Annotated in this window: 15 protein-coding genes and 1 pseudogene; 13 read left to right on the plus strand and 3 right to left on the minus strand. The window is 70.7% G+C overall.

Annotated elements, in window-relative coordinates:
• The first annotated feature begins 156 nt into the window (after nucleotides 1–156).
• Nucleotides 157–1,503 (plus strand): polysaccharide deacetylase family protein, encoded by a 1,347-nt coding sequence (locus tag EJ357_RS25730; protein WP_126393952.1) that lies wholly within the window; start codon nucleotides 157–159, stop codon nucleotides 1,501–1,503.
• Here the strand turns inward: EJ357_RS25730 and EJ357_RS25735 are convergent.
• Nucleotides 1,493–2,503, minus strand: coding sequence for an ATP-binding protein (locus EJ357_RS25735; protein WP_126393953.1), 1,011 nt, complete (start codon nucleotides 2,501–2,503; stop codon nucleotides 1,493–1,495). The genes EJ357_RS25730 and EJ357_RS25735 overlap by 11 nt on opposite strands.
• Before the next feature lie 147 nt (nucleotides 2,504–2,650).
• Here EJ357_RS25735 and EJ357_RS25740 point away from each other — a divergent pair, with 147 nt between their 5' ends.
• Nucleotides 2,651–3,475 (plus strand): Fic family protein, encoded by an 825-nt coding sequence (locus EJ357_RS25740; protein ID WP_126393954.1) that lies wholly within the window; start codon nucleotides 2,651–2,653, stop codon nucleotides 3,473–3,475.
• Between the two features lie 426 nt (nucleotides 3,476–3,901).
• Here the strand turns inward: EJ357_RS25740 and EJ357_RS25745 are convergent, their stop codons facing one another.
• Nucleotides 3,902–4,735: an HAD family hydrolase gene (locus EJ357_RS25745; protein WP_126393955.1), complete on the minus strand. Its 834-nt coding sequence runs from the start codon at nucleotides 4,733–4,735 to the stop codon at nucleotides 3,902–3,904.
• 582 nt (nucleotides 4,736–5,317) lie between these two features.
• Between EJ357_RS25745 and ssd the strand changes: the two genes are divergently transcribed.
• The 7 genes and pseudogenes from ssd to EJ357_RS25780 form a co-directional block, all read left to right on the plus strand.
• On the plus strand, nucleotides 5,318–6,421 hold the full coding sequence (gene ssd, locus EJ357_RS25750) for a septum site-determining protein Ssd (protein WP_228472599.1): 1,104 nt from the start codon (nucleotides 5,318–5,320) through the stop codon (nucleotides 6,419–6,421).
• A gap of 518 nt (nucleotides 6,422–6,939) precedes the next feature.
• Nucleotides 6,940–8,160 (plus strand): TadA family conjugal transfer-associated ATPase, encoded by a 1,221-nt coding sequence (locus EJ357_RS25755; protein WP_126393956.1) that lies wholly within the window; start codon nucleotides 6,940–6,942, stop codon nucleotides 8,158–8,160.
• A complete protein-coding gene (locus tag EJ357_RS25760) occupies nucleotides 8,153–9,013 on the plus strand; it encodes a type II secretion system F family protein (protein ID WP_126393957.1) in 861 nt (286 codons plus the stop codon). Before EJ357_RS25755 ends, EJ357_RS25760 begins: the two co-directional genes overlap by 8 nt.
• 69 nt (nucleotides 9,014–9,082) lie before the next feature.
• Nucleotides 9,083–9,871 carry a type II secretion system F family protein gene (locus EJ357_RS25765; RefSeq protein ID WP_126393958.1) on the plus strand — a complete coding sequence of 263 codons (789 nt, stop codon included), beginning with the start codon at nucleotides 9,083–9,085 and terminating at the stop codon, nucleotides 9,869–9,871.
• Between the two features lie 105 nt (nucleotides 9,872–9,976).
• A complete protein-coding gene (locus EJ357_RS25770) occupies nucleotides 9,977–10,186 on the plus strand; it encodes a DUF4244 domain-containing protein (protein ID WP_126393959.1) in 210 nt (69 codons plus the stop codon).
• 109 nt (nucleotides 10,187–10,295) lie between these two features.
• Nucleotides 10,296–10,625: a TadE family type IV pilus minor pilin gene (locus EJ357_RS25775; protein WP_126393960.1), complete on the plus strand. Its 330-nt coding sequence runs from the start codon at nucleotides 10,296–10,298 to the stop codon at nucleotides 10,623–10,625.
• A gap of 14 nt (nucleotides 10,626–10,639) precedes the next feature.
• Nucleotides 10,640–11,059: pseudogene (locus EJ357_RS25780) on the plus strand (Rv3654c family TadE-like protein); the annotation flags it as partial.
• On the opposite strand, the gene EJ357_RS25785 reads toward EJ357_RS25780, so the two are convergent.
• Nucleotides 11,007–13,643, minus strand: a complete 2,637-nt coding sequence (locus EJ357_RS25785) for a DEAD/DEAH box helicase (protein ID WP_228472600.1) — start codon at nucleotides 13,641–13,643, stop codon at nucleotides 11,007–11,009. The pseudogene EJ357_RS25780 and the gene EJ357_RS25785 sit on opposite strands and share 53 nt — an antisense overlap.
• An 82-nt stretch (nucleotides 13,644–13,725) precedes the next feature.
• Between EJ357_RS25785 and bldG the strand changes: the two genes are divergently transcribed.
• From bldG to EJ357_RS25805, 4 genes are all read left to right on the plus strand, one after another.
• A complete protein-coding gene (gene bldG, locus EJ357_RS25790) occupies nucleotides 13,726–14,067 on the plus strand; it encodes an anti-sigma factor antagonist BldG (RefSeq protein WP_003975386.1) in 342 nt (113 codons plus the stop codon).
• A gap of 120 nt (nucleotides 14,068–14,187) precedes the next feature.
• Complete coding sequence (locus EJ357_RS25795) at nucleotides 14,188–14,625, plus strand: ATP-binding protein (RefSeq protein ID WP_126393962.1); 438 nt, start codon at nucleotides 14,188–14,190, stop codon at nucleotides 14,623–14,625.
• A 315-nt stretch (nucleotides 14,626–14,940) separates the two neighbouring features.
• A complete protein-coding gene (locus EJ357_RS25800) occupies nucleotides 14,941–17,346 on the plus strand; it encodes a sodium-translocating pyrophosphatase (protein WP_126393963.1) in 2,406 nt (801 codons plus the stop codon).
• Nucleotides 17,347–17,566: 220 nt separating this feature from the next.
• A complete protein-coding gene (locus EJ357_RS25805) occupies nucleotides 17,567–18,151 on the plus strand; it encodes a small secreted protein (RefSeq protein WP_175647845.1) in 585 nt (194 codons plus the stop codon).
• Nucleotides 18,152–18,156 lie beyond the last annotated feature (5 nt).

An 18,156-nucleotide genomic window follows, 5' to 3' on the forward strand; every position in this document is an offset into this window, starting at 1 on the left:
AAGGGCTGGAATAGCTTTTCCGAGCAAATGGACTAATAAATCCCCCTGAAGAGTGAAGTGAGTAATTAGTCGGCTTGTCGTACTAATTCCTTCTCGGTCCCATGCGATTTTGGCGGCGCCGTCGGCCCCCGAGAGAAGGAAGAAGGTGGACGGAACATGGCCGCCACCCGCAGGATTGCTGCCTCCCGCAGGACTGCCGCCCCCCGCGGCACTGCTGCGACGCACAGGGTCGTCGGGACGCGCAGGATCGCGGCGGGCACCGCGATCGCCGCTTTCTGCGCCGCGTCACTCGCCGGTTGCGCGACCGGCACCGGCACGACCCGGCAGGGAGCGCCCGGACCCGAGAAGGCGAAGCCGGCGGCGCCCGCACCCCAGAACGTGGTCCGTCTGATCGGTGACGGGTCCACCGCGTACACCGGCGCCCAGCCGCACCTGCTCAGACCCGAGCGGCTCAAGCCCGGTCAGCAGCCCCCGCAGTTCGTGGTGTTCTCCTGGGACGGCGCCGGTGAGGACAGCCAGAAGCTGTTCTCCCACTTCCGCAAGGTCGCCCGGGCGAACAACACCACGATGACGTACTTCCTCAGTGGCGTGTACATGCTGCCGGACCATAAACGTGACCTGTACCGCCCGCCGCGGCACTCCCCGGGCCGCTCCGACATCGGCTTCAACGACGAGGAGGGCATCGCCGCCACCGCGAAGCAGCTGCGCCTGGCCTGGCTGGAGGGAAACGAGATCGGCACCCACTTCAACGGCCACTTCTGCGGCAGCGGCGGCGGAGTCGGCGAATGGTCGGTGGAGGATTGGAAGGACGAGATCGTCCAGGCCAAGAGGTTCGTGAAGTCCTGGAAGACCAACGCGGGCATGGCGACCGCGGCACCCCTGCCCTTCGACTACGACAAGGAGCTCATCGGCGCCCGCACACCCTGTCTGGAGGGCCAGAAGAACTTCGTCAGGGCCGCCCGTGAGATGGGCTTCCGTTACGACTCCAGTGGCGTCAACAACCAGATCTGGCCCGAGAAGAAGGGGGGTCTGTGGGACCTGTCGATGCAACTCGTGCCCTTCCCCGGGCACTCCTACGAGCAGCTCACCATGGACTACAACTTCATGGTCAACCAGTCGGGCACCACGAGCCAGGGCGACCCCGCCAAGCATGACTTCTGGGGCGACCAGATGCGCGACGGCCTGCTCAAGGGCTTCCATCGGGCATACTTCGGCAACCGCGCGCCCCTGATCATCGGCAACCACTTCGAGTCCTGGAACGGCGGCACCTACATGCGCGCCGTCGAGGAGGTCATCGAGGCCGTCTGCAACAAGCCCGACGTGCGCTGCGTCTCCTTCCGGCAGCTCGCCGACTGGCTGGACGCCCAGGACCCGGCGACCCTGAGGAAGCTGCGCACGCTCGGGGTGGGCGAAGCCCCGAAGCAGGGCTGGGCGTCCTTCCTTTCGGGGCGTCCGGCCCCGGCTCCGAAGGGGGTGCCCGGGGCGCCGGCCGTCAAGCGGTAGGAGTCAGACGGGAGTTGCTCGCGGCCAGTGCGGTGGCGCTCTCGCCGAGTACGAATCCGGGGTCGATCTGCGCCGCCAGGTCGGCCCCGGTGCGCTCGTTCCCCCAGGACTGGGCGTTCTTCAGATGGAAGTGCACCATCTGGCTCGTGTAGCGCTCCCAGTCCCGCAGCTCGTGCGTCGCGTCCGCGGCGGTGTGCAGCCGGCGCAGGGCGAGACGGTTGACGCCCTCCAGGAGTTCGAACCGGGGTGGTCGGCCCTTCTCCATGGAGCGCACCCAGTCCGAGTGCCCGACGGTCACCAGCAGGTCGTCCCCGACCTCGGCGCGGAGGAAGTCGAGGTCGTCCTGGCCCTGCACCTTGTTGCCGACGACCTTCAGGACGACCCCGAAGTCGTGGGCGTACTCCTTGTACTGGCGATAGACGGAGACCCCCTTCCGGGTCGGCTCGGCGACGAGGAACGTGATGTCGAATCGGGTGAACATGCCGGAGGCGAAGGAGTCCGAGCCCGCTGTCATGTCGACCACGACGTACTCGCTGGGGCCGTCCACCAGGTGGTTCAGGAACAGCTCCACCGCCCCTGTCTTGGAGTGGTAGCAGGCGACCCCCAGATCGGAGTCCGTGAAGGGGCCGGTGACCATCAAACGGACGGTGCCGCCGTCGAGTTCCACCGGGCGGGCGCATGCGTCGTACACCGGATTGTGCTCGGACACCCGCAGCAGCCGGGAACCCTCGCCGGGCGGCGTCGTCTTGATCATCGTCTCGACGGAGGCGATCCGCGGATTGGAACCGCGCAGATAGTCCTTGATCAGCGGCAGCCGCTCGCCCATCGCGGGCAGCGCGGCGGACTCCGCCTCGTCGAGGCCGAGTGCGGCTCCCAGGTGCTGGTTGATGTCGGCGTCGACGGCGACGACCGGCGCTCCGGTCGCGGCGAGCTGGCGGACGAACAGGGAGGACAGGGTCGTCTTGCCGCTGCCGCCCTTCCCGACGAAAGCAATTTTCATGTTCACGAAGAGTAGTGGTGCAATAGCTGTATGTGGCAGGCGTGTGCGGAGAAGGCCACTCGATCGTGGGGTGCGGGCCGTCGGTCAGGGCGAGGCCCGATGGGGGCTGCGGTGTCGGGTGGCGGGTGGGCGCGTAGTGTCGTACTCATGAGTACGACAGGCGCGACCGCCGATCCGCTCGCGACCCTCGGGTCACTGCCCGGCGTGCCCGAGTCCGTGGAGGCCGTACGCAAGGCCGTTGACCGGGTCTACGGTCACCGCATCATGCGGCGTCGCAGCAACGAGATCACCTCCGAGGCGGCCCTGCGTGGAGCCCGCGGCTCCGCCGCGCTGTCCGGTGCCGACTGGGCGCTCGAAGAGGTCCGCCGGCGTACCGACTTCAGTGGCGACGGCGAGGCTCGCGTCGTGGGCGGGGCCCTGCGGCTGACCGCCGAGGCGGGCCAACTGCTGTCCATCTGGCGGCAGTCGCCGCTGCGGGTACTGGCCCGGCTGCACCTGGTGGCCGCGGCGAGCAACGACGACACGGTCGGGCGCCCGCGCCAGGAGAGCGAGCCGGTCGACGAGCCGCTGATCGAGCTGCCGGCGCCGAGTGCGGCAGAGGTGCACGGGCGCCTGGAGGGGCTGTCCGAGCTGATCATTGCCGGGGGCTCGGCGCCCGCCCTGGTGACGGCTGCCGTCGTGCACGGCGAGCTGCTCGCGCTGCGGCCCTTCACCTCCCACAACGGCCTGGTCGCGCGGGCGGCCGAGCGCATCGTCCTGGTCGGCAGCGGCCTCGACCCGAAGTCCGTCTGCCCGGCCGAGGTCGGCCACGCCGAACTGGGCCGCGCGGCCTATCTGGCAGCCCTGGAGGGCTACGTCTCCGGTACGCCTGAGGGCATGGCCGCCTGGATCGCCCACTGCGGCAAGGCGATCGAGCTCGGCGCGCGTGAGTCGACGGCGGTGTGCGAGGCGCTGCAGCGCGGGGCGGCGTAGGGCACGCGCGCATGGGGCGGCGCGAGAGTCCCAGGGCATGAAAAAAGCCCCGCGCGGGGGGCTCATAAGGGTTGCGGCGGTACGAGGATTCGTACCGCCGCTGGCATGTTCACCGGGTTACCAAGCGTCCTCGATATGTTGCCCATCAGGTCGGGAACTTTGCCCGTCACCTGGTGCGGCTGGCCCGTAATCGACGGGTCGACGTCGCGTGGGTGCCCAATGTTCATGCTCGGTCCGTGGGGCCAAATGCGTATTAAAGGTGATCCTCTCGGATGTCCTTGGTCTCGCGGGCCGTTGAGTCCTTTGTACTCCAGGACCGAACCAAGCGGAAGCCCTCGCTGCAGTTCTTTACTTTTGCTCTCAAAACTGTGTCAAACGGGCGTCGATGGGCCGAATGGGGGTACCCGACACTCGGACTGCGCAGGTTCAGGCGAGTGCCGTGCGGCGTCGACTCGCGTACCAGACCAGGCCCGCGGTGGCCGCGGCGGCTCCTACGGCGGCGACCGCGAGAAGGGCCGGACGCGGCGGCACCGAGAAGGAGGGGATGCGCTGCTTGAGCCGAACGGGGCGGTGGAAGTCGAGAATCGGCCACCCGCGCGCGAGTGCCTCGCGACGCAGCGCGCGGTCGGGGTTCACGGCATGCGGATGGCCGACGCACTGCAGCATCGGCAGATCGGTGGCCGAGTCGCTGTACGCGTAGCAGCGGGAGAGGTCGTAGCCCTCGGACTCGGCCAGCTCCTTGATCGCCTCGGCCTTCGTCGGGCCGTATGCGTAGTACTTCACCTCCCCGGTGAAGCAGCCGTCGTCGCCCACCACCATGCGCGTGGCCACCACGCGGTCCGCCCCGAGCAACTCGCCGATCGGCTCGACCACCTCGGCGCCCGACGTGGACACGATCACCACGTCGCGGCCGGCCGTGTGGTGCTCCTCGATGAGGGAGGCGGCCTCGTCGTAGATGATCGGGTCGATCAGGTCGTGCAGCGTCTCGGCGACGATCTCCTTGACCTGCTGGACGTTCCAGCCGCGCACGAGCGCGGAGAGGTACTCGCGCGTGCGCTCCATCTGGTCATGGTCCATACCGCCGACGCGGAAGACGAACTGGGCATATGCGGTCCGCAAGGCGGCCCTGCGGTTGATCAGGCCGCCTTGGTAGAACGACTTGCTGAACGTGAGCGTGCTCGACTTCGCAATGACCGTCTTGTCCAGGTCAAAGAAGGCGGCTGTGCGGGGCAAGGAGTGGTTTTCCACGACCCTGAGCATAGGCGCAGCCCATTCGGCGTAAGGTGGGCGCGTGGGTTTGCCTGAGAGGGCTCTCGGGTACACCATGGAAGTCACGGATCGTTCGCGACCGTGCTAACCCGGTCCGACTCCTCCCCCCCGAGTCGGCCGTGGAGACGACCCCCGCTCTCCCCCCCGGCGGGGGTCGTCGCATGTCCGGGTGGGTTTTTCATTTTTGAGTGCGGCCGAGGGGCCGTGTCGAGGCGGCTGCGGCCGCCTCCTCGGTGTGCACATGATCCGTGACCCTGTGTAGTCGTCGTGCTGCTCTACGGAAGTCGCACAGGGGTCGGTCCGAGGGTCACCGGTATGGGTGACGGCGATATTCACAACCGCCGAGTTGTCCACAGTTATCGACCAAGATCCACACGATTTCCGGGATCGCTGCACCGTGATTCCAGCGCGCCCCGCTCGAGCCAACTTCATGGCTGGTTCTGGTTAGTCGGGCGTGTTTGGCCGGTTCGTATCGGCCGTTCATATGGAGACCGGTTGCCGGTTCTTCACATGTTTGGGATTCGCGGGGCCGCAGGGCTGCGCGAGTTGATGCAGCGAAGGGGGAAGGAAATCGTGGCCGCAGCCGTCACACACGATCCGCCGCCCACCGCCTCCGGGCGGCCGGGCAAGCCGTTGATCGTCACGGAAGACGACAGACTGCTCGACGACCTGCTGCGCCTGTGCGCGGCGGCCGGCGCCACACCCGAGGTCCACTACGGGGTGCCCGAGCCAAGAGGCAGTTGGGAGGCCGCACCGCTCGTCCTGGTCGGCGACGACGCCGCACGCCGCGTGCGCGGGGCGGGACGCCGGCGTGGAGTGGTCCTGGTCGGCCGGGACCAGGACGACTCCGGGGTCTGGCGTCGGGCCGTGGAGATCGGCGCCGACCATGTCCTGATGCTGCCGGACGGCGAGCAGTGGCTGGTCGACCGCATCGCCGACGTCGCCGAGGGCGTCGGCCGGCCCGCCCTCACCGTCGGGGTCATCGGCGGGCGCGGCGGGGCCGGAGCGTCCACGCTCGCGTGCGCCCTCGCCGTCACCGCCGCGAGTGAGGGGCTGCGCACCCTGCTCGTCGACGCCGATCCGCTGGGTGGCGGACTCGACGTCCTGCTCGGCGGCGAGGCGACCGAGGGCCTGCGCTGGCCCGCGTTCGCCGGCTCACGCGGGCGACTCGGCAGCGGCGCGTTGGAGGAGTCCCTGCCGGAACTCCACTCCCTGCGCGTCCTCAGCTGGGACCGCGGCGACTGCCTCGCGGTGCCTTCGCAGGCGATGCGCGCGGTGCTCGCCGCGGCCCGGCGCCGGGGCGGCGCGGTCGTCGTCGACCTGCCCCGTCGTATCGACGACGGGGTCGCGGAGGCCCTCGCCCAACTCGACGTCGGGATCCTCGTGGTCCCCGCCGAACTGCGCGCCGTCGCCGCGGCCCGGCAGGTGGCCGCCGCGCTCGGGATGGTCCTGCGGGATCTGCGGGTGGCCGTACGCGGGCCGTACGCGCCCGGGCTCGACGACCGCGAGGTGGCCCGCCTGCTGGAACTCCCCCTGGTGGGCGAGGTGCCCATCGAGTCGGGCCTGCTGCGCCCGCACGAGAGCAAGGCACCGCCGGGCGCGGTGGGGCGGGGGCCGCTGGCGAGGTTCTGCCGGGAGTTCTGGGAGCGGGCGTTGCTGGAGGCGAGGGCGGCATGAGTGCGGAGGGTGGCACGGGTGTGGCCGGCGGCCCGCGTGTGGATGGCGGCATGAGTGTGGATTCGGGGCTCGAATGGGTGAACGGCAGCGCGGGCGGTTCGGTGCGGGCGGCTCCTGAGCGGTGGCGGTCGGGCGGGACGGCGGCGCGCAGGGGGCGTAGGGCCACGCCGCGGTGGGCGTTGGACGGTGGTGCGAGTGACGCCGTCGCGCCGCGGGTGCCGGACGGCGTGGTCAGTACGGGTGTTGTGGGGCGGGGGGCTGGCCGTGTGGTGGGTGCGGACGCTGTGCGGTTGGAGACCGGCCGCACGGTGAGTGCGGCCTCTGTGCGGCAGGAACATGGCCGCTCGTTGGGTGCGGACACGGTGCGGCGGGAGGAAGTGGATCGGGCCGGTTCGTCGGCTGTACGGGGGGTGTCGGTCGATCGGGCCGGTTCGTCGGCTGCACGGTGGGGCTCTGCCGAGGGGGCTGGTCTGTCGGCTGCTCGGTGGGCGTCGGGCGCGACGGCGGGCGGGGCCCAGATGTCGGTGGGGTTGCTCGACGGTGTGCGGCAGTGGCTGGCCGAGAGTGGGGCCGAACCGACGCCCGCGCGCGTGGCGCAGGCCCTACGGGAGCAGGGCAGGGTGCTGGGGGACGCCGAAGTCCTCGGGGCAGCCGAGCAGTTGAGGTCCGAGCTGGTCGGGAGCGGGCCGCTGGATCCGCTGCTCGCCGATCCGTCGGTGACGGACGTGCTGGTGTCGGCGCCGGACCGGGTCTGGGTGGACCGGGGTGGCGGCCTGGAGCTGACCTCCGTGTCCTTTCCCGACGCAGCCGCCGTACGACGTCTGGCGCAACGTCTGGCCGCGGTGGCCGGGCGGCGGCTGGACGACGCGCGGCCCTGGGTGGATGCTCGGCTGCCCGACGGGACTCGGCTGCACGCGGTGCTGCCACCGGTCGCCGTCGGCTGCGCCTGCCTGGCGCTGCGGGTCGTACGGCCCCGGGCCTTCACGCTTGAGGAGTTGGTCGCGGCGGGCACCGTGCCGCCGGGCGGTGACCGGATGCTGCGGGCGCTGGTCGACGCGCGGCTGTCCTTCGTCGTCAGCGGTGGAACCGGCAGCGGCAAGACGACTCTGCTGAGCGCGTTGCTCGGGCTGGTCGGACCGGGTGAGCGGATCGTGCTCGCGGAGGACTCGGCGGAGCTCAGGCCGGACCATCCACATGTCGTACGGCTGGAGAGCAGACCCGCCAACCAGGAGGGCGCCGGGCTCGTGACCCTCGAGGACCTGGTGCGGCAGGCGCTGCGGATGCGGCCGGACCGGCTGGTCGTGGGCGAGGTGCGCGGTCCCGAAGTGGTTCACCTGCTGGCCGCGTTGAACACAGGCCACGAGGGAGGCTGCGGCACCGTCCACGCGAATGCGGCGGCCGACGTCCCGGCCCGGCTGGAGGCGCTCGGCACGGCGGCCGGGCTCGACAGGGCCGCGCTGCACAGCCAGTTGGCGGCCGCGCTGTCGGTCGTACTGCACCTGGTGCGTGATCGGACGGGTCGGCGGCGGATCGCCGAGGTCCATGTGCTGGAGCGGGATCCGTCGGGGCTGGTGCGGACGGTGCCGGCGCTGCGGTGGGGCACTGAGGCGTTCGCGTACGAGCGGGGCTGGGAGCGGCTGCGAGGGCTGCTTCGCGGTGAGAGCGGCGAGAGCGGTGAGGGGGCGGACGGCGTCGTGGGACGCGCTGAGCGCGAGGGGGTCGGTGAGCTGCATGGGTGAGATGTCGCTGGGTGCGGCCGTGGTGTGTCTCGGGGCCGCGGTCTGGATGCTGGGCGGGCCGAACTCCGGGGCGCGACGCGCGCAGTTGCTGCTTGCGGGCGGTGGGGTGGCGGGAGCCGGTCCTGCGAACTGGCGGCAGCTGGCCGGTGAACTGCGGCGGCTGCGAGGGCGGTTGCGGGTCGAGTGGTGGGCGCCGGTCGTCGGGCTGGTGCTGGGCGTGCTGGGGTCGTCGGCGCTGCCGGTCGTCGCGGGGGCGGCCGGGGTGCCGTTGCTGAGGGAGGTGCGGCTGGCCCGGGAGGTGCGGCGGGCACGGGAGCGGCGCGGGGACGCGGTGATCGCGCTGTGCGGGTCGATTGCCGGGGAGGTGCGGGCCGGACGGCAGCCGGGTGAGGCGTTGCTGCGGGCGGCGTGGGACTCCGGTGGGCTCGGGGAAGCGCAGGCCGCGGTACTGGCGGCGGCGCGGTTCGGCGGGGATGTGCCGGGCGCGCTCGCCTTAGCGGCACGGCAGCCGGGTGCCGAGGGCCTGTTGGGGCTGGCGGCGTGCTGGCGGGTGGCCGTGGATCAGGGGGCCGGGCTGGCGGCCGGGCTCGAACGACTGGAAGGGGCGTTGCGGTCCCAGCGGGATCAACGCGCCGATCTGCGCGCCCAGTTGGCGGGAGCTCGGTCGACGGTGGTGATGCTCGCCGGGTTGCCGGTCCTGGGGCTGCTGCTCGGTGCCGTCATGGGGGCCGATCCGCTGCGTGTGCTGCTGCATACCGGAGCAGGGCTCGCCTGCCTGGTGGTCGGCGGGGTGTTGGAGGGGCTGGGGATGTGGTGGGCGCGGTGGATCGTGCGGCGGGCGGAGGCGGTGTGAGGACGTGTGCGGGTCAGGGTTCGGGTTCGGGCTGCGGCTGGGCCGGGTTCGTGAGACGGAGGTGATCGTGTGAGTGCGGAACTTTTCCACAGGCTGGGGGTGGCCGTGGGGATCGCGCTGGTCGTCGGGTGGCTTTTGGGGTGGCCTGTGGCGGTGCGGCATGACAGGAGGCTCCGGCGCCGGCTGGCCGCGCTGATGACGGACACCGGCACGGCGTCGAAACGCCGACGGTTCGACGCCCTGCAGGGCCTGCGGCAAGGGCTGCCCATGGCGGCGGTCATGGGCGCCGGTTGGGTCCTGGTCGGTGGTGTCGCCGGGTTCGTGGCGGGGCTTGTCGTGGCGGCCGGGTTGTGGCTGTGGCGGCGTCGGCAGGGAGCCGTTGGTGCCGAGGAAGAGATCGATGCCGCCGAGGTGGCCCGGCAACTTCCGCTCGCAGCCGATCTGTTGGCGGCCTGCGTCGCGGCGGGAGCCGGTCCAGTGGTCGCCGCGCAGGCCGTGGGGGAGGCCCTGGGCGGCCCCGTCGGGGACGGGCTGGCACGGGGCGCCGCGGAGGTGCGGCTCGGTGGCGAACCGGGTGCGGCGTGGCAGCGGCTGGCCTCGATGCCGGGGGCCGGCGCGTTGGCGCGGTTGCTGGAGCGGGCCGATGTGTCGGGGCTGCCGGCGGCCGGACCGGTCGCGCGACTCGCCGCGGAGGCTCGCGCCGACGGGGCGCGCACCGCGACGGAACGGGCCAGGCGGGCGGCCGTCATGGTCTCCGCGCCGGTGGGGCTGTGCTTTCTGCCCGCGTTCATCGCGGTCGGCGTCGCGCCGGTGGTGATCGGGCTTGCGGGTGGGGTGCTGGGAGGGGGCGGCGGATGAGGGGGTGAGGGGCGGCGACGGCGACAACGGGCGTTCAGCAGCGGTCGGTCGACCACCGACGTTCAACAGATGGTTTCAACAGGACTGATCCTTACGGGGGTTGAGATGTACAAGGCAGTACGGAAGCGGATGCTCGGGCTGGTGTGCAGGGTGCGTGGGGCGCGGAGTGACGCGGGGATGGTCACCTCCGAGTACGCGATGGGGATCGTCGCGGCGGTGGCGTTCGCCGTGGTGCTCTACAAGGTTGTGACCAGCGGGCAGGTCAGCAATGAACTGCAGGCCATCGTGAAGCAGGCGCTCGATGCGCGGATGTGAGCGGGAGAGGGAGCGGGAACGAGGGCAGGGCCGGGGGCATGGCCGTTGGGGCCAGAGATCTGGCCTTGGGACCGATCGGGCTACGGCCAGGGCGTCGGACCAGGGGTTCGTGACGGCGGAGTCGGCTGTCGTCCTGCCCGTACTGGTGATGTTCGCGATGGCGTTGGTGTGGGGGCTGCTCGTGGTGGCCGCGCAGATCCAGTGCGTGGACGCGGCCCGGACGGGCGCCCGCGCGGCAGCCCGGCAGGATCCGGCCGACGCGGTCGTCGAGGTGACCCGCGAAGCGGCACCGCGCGGCGCGACGGTCACGGTCGGCCGGGAGGGGGACGAGGTCCGCGTGGTCGTCGTGGCCAAGCCGCCCTTGCTGCGCGGGCTCCCCTTCGAGGTGCGGGAGGAGGCCGTGGCGTTGGCGGAGGAGACGGTGGGGGCGGGGACATGAGAGGGGTTTGCGCAATGGGCCCTGGGTCTGTCCAACTGCTTCTCACCGGCCGACGCTCTGGCCGAAGGCTCGCCCCCGACCTGCGCTCCGACCGCGGTTCCGCCACCGTCTGGAGCGTCGGTGCCATCGCCGTGCTCTGCGTTGTCTTCGGCGTCGTACTCGCCCTGGGCCAGGCCGTCGTGGCCCGGCACCAAGCGGCAGGTGGCGCGGATCTGGCGGCGCTTGCGGCGGCCGACCGATGGGCGGAGGGCGGTACGGCGGCCTGTGCTCGTGCGGAGCGGGTGGCTCGGGCGCAGGGCGTGCGGCTCGTGCGCTGCGAGGTGGTGGGCGAGGTCTCGGACGTGACGGCGGCGTCGGGCCGGGGGCCGTTCGCCGCGGAGGTCAGGGCGCGGGCGGGACCTGCGAACCCGTCCCCGCTGACGGAACCGTCCCCTCCGAGGGGCCGGTCGTTGCCGACGGAGCGCCCGCCCTCGCCTCTGCCCCTGCCTCCGCCGTCCGGCCCTGCGGCGAGGGGCCGGCCGACTCCGGCTCCCTGACCGGCACCCCGCCCGGCCCAGCCTCCTCCTTCTCCTCCGGCGCCCCCCGCAACAGCACGGTCAGCAACCGCACAGCCCCCCTCTTGTGCAGCGGATCGTTCCCGTTGCCGCACTTGGGGGACTGGATGCAGGACGGGCAGCCGGCGTCGCACTCGCAGGAGGCGATGGCCTGGCGGGTGGCGGTGAGCCAGGAGCGGGCCGTGTGGAAGGCGCGCTCGGCGAAGCCCGCGCCGCCGGGGTGGCCGTCGTAGACGAAGACCGTGGGCAGGAGCGTGTCGGGGTGGAGCGGGATCGAGACACCGCCGATGTCCCAGCGGTCACAGGTCGCGAAGAGGGGGAGCAGACCGATCGAGGCGTGCTCGGCGGCGTGCAGGGCGCCGCCGAGGATCTCCGGGTTGATCCGGGCCTCGTCCAGCTGGTCCTCGGTGACCGTCCACCACACCGCGCGCGTGCGCAGCGTACGAGGAGGGAGGTCGAGTTTCGTCTCGCCCAGGACTTCGCCGGTGATCAGCCGGCGGCGCAGGAAGGAGACCACCTGGTTGGTGACCTCGACGGAGCCGTAGCACAGGCGGCCGTCGCCCCAGGGGACCTCGACGTCCGTCTCCAGGACGGAGATCGACGTGGTGTCGCGGGCGACCGTCGAATACGGCGGGGCGGCCTCCTCGACCAGGGCGACCGAGTCCTCCAGGTCGAGGGTGCGGACGAGATAGGTGCGGCCCTGGTGCAGGTGGACCGCGCCCTCGTGCACCGTCGTGTGCGCGGCGCCCGCGTCGACCGTGCCGAGCAGCCGTCCCGTCCCGGCCTCGACGACTTGGATGGGGCGTCCGCCCCCGCCGCGGATGTCGGTGAGGTCGGCGGCCCGCTCCCGGCGCGTCCAGTGCCAGGCCTTCGTACGGCGGCGCAGCAGCTTCGCGGCCTCCAGTTGCGGCAGCAGCCCCTCGGTCTCCGGGCCGAACAGCGCCAGGTCCTCGTCGGTGAGCGGGATCTCCGCGGCGGCCGCGCACAGGTGCGGGGCCAGGACGTACGGGTTGTCGGGGTCGAGGACGGTCGACTCCACCGGCCGGTCGAAGAGGGCCTCGGGGTGGTGGACGAGGAAGGTGTCCAGCGGGTCGTCGCGGGCGACCAGGACGGCCAGCGCGCCCTGGCCGGAGCGGCCGGCCCGGCCCGCCTGCTGCCACAGGGAGGCGCGCGTGCCCGGGTAGCCGGCGATCAGTACGGCGTCCAGGCCGGAGACGTCGATGCCGAGTTCGAGGGCGGTGGTGGCGGCGAGGCCGAGGAGTTCGCCGGAGTGGAGGGCCTGTTCCAGGGCGCGCCGCTCCTCGGGGAGGTAGCCGCCCCGATACGCCGCGACACGCCGGGCGAGGGAGCGGTCCACCTCGGCGAGTCGTTCCTGGGCGATGACCGAGATCAGTTCGGCGCCGCGCCGGGAGCGTACGAAGGCGACCGAGCGCACGCCCTGCACGGCGAGGTCGGTCAGGAGGTCGGCGGTCTCGGCGGTGGCCGTACGGCGCACCGGGGCGCCCTTCTCGCCCTGCATCTCGGTGAGCGGGGGCTCCCACAGGGCGAAGACGAGTTCGCCGCGTGGGGAGGCGTCGTCGGCGACCTCCACGACCGGCAGACCGGTCAGACGTCCGGCTGCGACCGCGGGCTCGGCGGCGGTCGCGGAGGCCAGCAGGAAGACGGGAGAGGCGCCGTAGCGGGCGCACAGGCGGCGCAGCCGGCGCAGCACCTGGGCGACGTGGGAGCCGAAAACGCCGCGATAGGTGTGGCACTCGTCGATGACGACGTACTTCAGCGACTTGAGGAAGGAGGACCAGCGGGGGTGGGACGGGAGTATGCCGCGATGCAGCATGTCGGGGTTGGTCAGGACGTAGTTGGCGTACTGGCGGATCCACTCGCGTTCCTCGAACGGAGTATCGCCGTCATACACAGCTGGGCGTACGGAATTGCCCAGCGGATGTGAAAGTTCCTTCACCGAGCGGCACTGATCCGCCGCAAGGGCCTTGGTGGGAGCCAGGTAGAGCGCGGTGGCGCCGCGGCCGTTCGGGGCCTCGGAGCCCTCCAGGAGCGTCGACAGGACCGGCACGAGGTAGGCCAGGGACTTGCCGGACGCCGTGCCCGTGGCGACGACGACGCAGTCGCCGTCCAGGGCGTGCTCGGCGGCTCGTGCCTGGTGAGCCCAGGGATGTTCGATTCCCGCGGCCCGCACCGCGGCGATGATCTCCGCGCGGATCCGGTCCGGCCAGACGGCATGGCGACCCTCGCGCGGGGGCACATGCTCCGTATGAGTGATGCGCGAAGCCCGACTCGGCCCCGAGGCGAGTCGGCCCAGCACCGCGCCCGGGTCCACCCGGGAAGCGGTGCCCGTCGGGGATCGATCGGATCGGTGATTCTTGGCCATCGGCACCGAGTGTGTCACTGGCGTGACGGACAATGGGACCAAGGCGTCGTGCACGCCTGCCGGTAAGTGATTGAATGCCATCGCGGCTGGCGAACCGTCCTGGGGGCTTCAAGCCGAGGTGTCCCGAGGGGCGACCGCTCGATAGCAAGGTGCTGGAGGATCCGTGGACCTGTCCCTGTCGACCCGTACCGTCGGCGATCGTACGGTCGTCGAGGTCGGTGGCGAAATCGACGTATATACCGCGCCAAAGTTGCGCGAGCAGTTGGTCGAGCTGGTGAACGACGGGAGTTTCCACCTCGTCGTCGACATGGAGGGCGTGGACTTCCTCGACTCCACCGGGCTCGGCGTACTGGTCGGCGGCCTGAAGCGCGTGCGTGCCCATGAGGGCTCCCTGCGCCTGGTCTGCAACCAGGAGCGCATTCTCAAGATCTTCCGCATCACCGGCCTCACCAAGGTGTTCCCGATCCACACCTCGGTCGAGGAAGCGGTGGCGGCGACCGACTGATCACCGACCAGGGCTCGCCCGAGTGCGGGTCCGGGACGGCAGAAGTTGAAAGAGAAGGGGGACCGGGCTTTCGGCGGCCCGGTCCTCCGGACAGCACGCCCGTAGTTCGGAGGGGGATGCATGGCCACCGTTGAACTCCGCTTCAGCGCGCTGCCCGAGCACGTCAGGACCGCCCGACTGGTGGCGGCAGCGGTGGCGCGCAGGGCCGGAGTGGACGAGGCCGTCCTGGACGAGGTGAGACTCGCCGTCGGCGAGGCCTGCACCCGTGCCGTCGGACTGCACCAGAGCGTCGGCATCACGGCGCCGGTGAAGGTGGCGCTGATCGAGGAGGAGAAACAGTTCTCCATCGAGGTCGGGGACGAAGCGCCGCGCTCCGCCCCCGGCGAGCGTGCATCCGGCGCCGCGGGCGGCGACGGCGAGGTGGATGCCGAGGAGGACGAGATGGGCCTCGCGGTCATCAGCGGCCTCGTTGACGACGTGGAGGTCTCCGCCGATGCGCACGGCGGGCTGATCCGTATGACCTGGCCGACCACACCGCCGGCCGCGGTGCTCTCCTGAACGACCCGCCGAACCGTCCTCATCCCGAAGGGGCCCTGCTGAGCAGGGCCCCTTCGTGTTTTTGCCGAAGCGCCGCGGAATTCGTGAAGGAATTCACGATCAATGAGCCGATAATTCGATCAAGTGGCAATGCGTCCACCTGCGTCCGTCAACGGGTCAAGGGCATTAGCACTTTCGGGTTCGGTGGCGTGACGTCGATCATTTGCTGAACGGCATGTGAAGGCTAATTCCGTTTGCCGCGCTCTGTTTTGATCAGGTTCCGGTACCTAGAATCCGTCCACATCTTGAGCTCAGCCCAAGCGTCAAGGAGGACGAATGGCGGGGCTTTCTACCCCTCATCAGCTAGACCACCCCACAACCCTCGCAGCGGCAGTGCTGACAGACGACAACCGGATCCTCATCACGGTCATCGGGGTCGTCGCGCTGGCCGCTCTCGTGGTCGCCGGAGTCCTGGTGCGCCAGGTGCTGGCGGCCGGCGAGGGCACCGACAGCATGAAGAAGATCGCGGCAGCGGTCCAGGAGGGCGCCAACGCCTATCTGGCCCGGCAACTGCGCACACTCGGCGTATTCGCCGTCGTCGTGTTCTTCCTGCTCATGCTGCTGCCCGCGGACGACTGGAATCAGCGCATCGGCCGATCGATCTTCTTCTTGATCGGCGCCGCGTTCTCGGCGGCCACCGGCTATATCGGCATGTGGCTGGCCGTGCGCAGCAATGTGCGCGTTGCCGCGGCCGCACGAGAAGCCACCCCGGCGCCGGGAGAGCCGGAAAAGGATCTCACCGCCGTCTCGCACAAAGCCATGAAGATCGCTTTCCGCACGGGCGGCGTCGTCGGCATGTTCACGGTGGGGCTCGGTCTGCTGGGCGCCTCCTGTGTGGTGCTGGTGTACGCGGCCGACGCGCCGAAGGTGCTCGAAGGATTCGGACTCGGTGCCGCGCTGATCGCGATGTTCATGCGTGTCGGCGGCGGCATCTTCACCAAGGCCGCCGACGTTGGCGCCGACCTGGTCGGAAAGGTCGAGCAGGGCATTCCGGAGGACGACCCGCGCAATGCCGCGACCATCGCCGACAACGTGGGCGACAACGTCGGCGACTGCGCGGGCATGGCGGCCGACCTGTTCGAGTCGTACGCCGTCACGCTCGTCGCCGCGCTGATCCTCGGCTCGGCCGCGTTCGGTGACGCCGGGCTCGGCTTCCCGTTGCTCGTGCCGGCGATCGGCGTGATCACGGCCATGATCGGGATCTTCGCGGTGGCGCCGCGCCGGTCCGACCGCAGCGGGATGACGGCGATCAACCGCGGGTTCTTCATCTCCGCGGTGATCTCGCTCGTGCTGGTCGCGATCGCCGTCTTCGTCTACCTGCCGTCGTCGTACGCCGACCTCGACGGCGTCACCGACGCGGCGATCGCGGGCAAGGACGGCGACCCGCGGATCCTCGCGCTCGTAGCCGTGGCGATCGGCATCCTGCTGGCCGCCGTCATCCAGCAGCTGACCGGCTACTTCACCGAGACGAACCGGCGTCCTGTCATGGACATCGGCAAGACCTCGCTCACCGGTCCCGCGACCGTCGTCCTCGCCGGTATCTCCGTCGGTCTGGAGTCGGCCGTCTACACCGCCCTGCTGATCGGCCTCGGCGTGTACGGGGCGTTCCTGCTCGGCGGTACGTCGATCATGCTCGCGCTGTTCGCGGTCGCTCTGGCCGGCACCGGGCTGCTCACCACGGTCGGCGTGATCGTCGCGATGGACACCTTCGGTCCGGTCTCCGACAACGCGCAGGGCATCGCCGAGATGTCCGGCGACGTCGAGGGCGCGGGCGCCCAGGTGCTCACCAACCTGGACGCGGTCGGCAACACCACCAAGGCCATCACCAAGGGCATCGCCATCGCCACCGCCGTCCTGGCGGCAGCGGCGCTCTTCGGGTCGTACCGCGACGCCATCACCACCGGCGCGCGGGACGTGGGCGAGAAACTCAGCGGCGACGGTGCGCCGATGAGCCTGATGATGGACATCTCGCAGCCCAACAACCTCGTCGGCCTCATCGCGGGCGCGGCGGTCGTCTTCCTCTTCTCGGGGCTCGCCATCAACGCCGTGTCGCGGTCGGCGGGCTCCGTGGTGTACGAGGTGCGGCGGCAGTTCCGCGAGAAGCCCGGGATCATGGACTACAGCGAGACGCCGGAGTACGGCAAGGTCGTCGACATCTGCACCAAGGACGCGCTCCGGGAGCTCGCGACGCCCGGTCTGCTCGCCGTGATGGCGCCGATCTTCATCGGGTTCACGCTCGGCGTCGGTGCCCTCGGCGCCTATCTCGCCGGCGCGATCGGCACGGGCACGCTGATGGCGGTGTTCCTGGCCAACTCCGGCGGCGCCTGGGACAACGCCAAGAAGCTCGTCGAGGACGGTCACCACGGCGGCAAGGGCAGCGAGGCCCACGCCGCGACGGTGATCGGTGACACGGTCGGCGACCCCTTCAAGGACACCGCCGGCCCCGCGATCAACCCGCTGCTGAAGGTGATGAACCTGGTCGCGCTGCTCATCGCGCCCGCGGTCATCCAGTTCAGCTACGGCGAGGACAAGAACGTCGGCGTACGGGTCACGATCGCCGTGCTGTCGCTCCTCGTGATCGTCGCCGCGGTCTACGTCTCCAAGCGGCGCGGCATCGCCATGGGTGACGAAGGCAACGCGGACCGGGTGGCCAAACCGGTCGATCCCGCGGTGGTGTCGTAGGCGGTCCTACGGCAGCCCAGTTCAAGGGGCGGGCGGGTGGCGCGTGTTGACGCGCCACCCGCCCGCTTCGTGCTTGTTCACGCCCTTGCCGTGACGCTTCTCTCACATGGTGCAAAGAGCATGAAAGCGGCATAGGAGAGACATGTGGCGCGCTGTCGTCTCGTGCCTGCCGTGTAGGGTCCGTGGGCCGAGAGCCACGGAAGGGACCAAACCGGTGAACATGAAGCTCGCGGCCGCACTGTCCGGCGGTGCGGTGTTGGCACTGGCACTGACGGGATGCACGAGCGACGAGGGCAACCCGGAGCTGGACGCCTGGGCCAAGAAGATATGTGACACGGCGCCCGCGCAGAACGCGAAGATCGCGGCGGCCGACGCCGCGATCACCAAGGCCGCCAAGGACAGCCCGCCCAAGGAGCTCCAGAAGGTCGACGCCCAGGCGTTCCAGGACCTCGCCGAAGGCTTCAAGGCACGCGCGACCCTCCTCCAGCAGGCCGGGCCGCCCCCGGGCGTCGAGGACGGCGCGAAGAAGCAGCAGGACGCCATCAAGAAGCTCACCGCGGTCTCCACGAGCTACGCCGAGCTGAAGAAGCAGACGGACGAGCTGAACACGAAGGACCAGGCGAAGTTCGCGTCCGGGCTGCGCAAGGTCGGCGAAGAGATGCGGGACGTGGTCGCCCAGCGCAAGAGCGCCCTCGACGCTCTGAAGAAGCTGGAATCGGGCGGCGACACCAAGAACGCGCTGCTCAAGCAGGAGGGCTGCAAGGAGGCGGCTGCCGCGGCGTCCGCGGAGGCCTCCCGCAGCTGAGGCCG

Origin of the sequence: Streptomyces cyaneochromogenes (genome assembly GCF_003963535.1) — a bacterium.
Classification (GTDB): Bacteria; Actinomycetota; Actinomycetes; order Streptomycetales; family Streptomycetaceae; genus Streptomyces; species Streptomyces shaanxiensis.

Coding starts and splice junctions, on each gene's coding strand:
- EJ357_RS25795 (WP_126393962.1), top strand. CDS start 14,188: ATGGCCACCGTTGAACTCCGCTTCAGCGCGCTGCCCGAGCACGTCAGG.
- EJ357_RS25745 (WP_126393955.1), bottom strand. CDS start 4,735: ATGCTCAGGGTCGTGGAAAACCACTCCTTGCCCCGCACAGCCGCCTTC.
- EJ357_RS25755 (WP_126393956.1), top strand. CDS start 6,940: ATGTCGGTGGGGTTGCTCGACGGTGTGCGGCAGTGGCTGGCCGAGAGT.
- EJ357_RS25740 (WP_126393954.1), top strand. CDS start 2,651: ATGAGTACGACAGGCGCGACCGCCGATCCGCTCGCGACCCTCGGGTCA.
- EJ357_RS25770 (WP_126393959.1), top strand. CDS start 9,977: ATGTACAAGGCAGTACGGAAGCGGATGCTCGGGCTGGTGTGCAGGGTG.
- EJ357_RS25805 (WP_175647845.1), top strand. CDS start 17,567: ATGAAGCTCGCGGCCGCACTGTCCGGCGGTGCGGTGTTGGCACTGGCA.
- EJ357_RS25760 (WP_126393957.1), top strand. CDS start 8,153: ATGGGTGAGATGTCGCTGGGTGCGGCCGTGGTGTGTCTCGGGGCCGCG.
- EJ357_RS25800 (WP_126393963.1), top strand. CDS start 14,941: ATGGCGGGGCTTTCTACCCCTCATCAGCTAGACCACCCCACAACCCTC.
- EJ357_RS25730 (WP_126393952.1), top strand. CDS start 157: ATGGCCGCCACCCGCAGGATTGCTGCCTCCCGCAGGACTGCCGCCCCC.
- EJ357_RS25785 (WP_228472600.1), bottom strand. CDS start 13,643: ATGGCATTCAATCACTTACCGGCAGGCGTGCACGACGCCTTGGTCCCA.
- EJ357_RS25735 (WP_126393953.1), bottom strand. CDS start 2,503: ATGAAAATTGCTTTCGTCGGGAAGGGCGGCAGCGGCAAGACGACCCTG.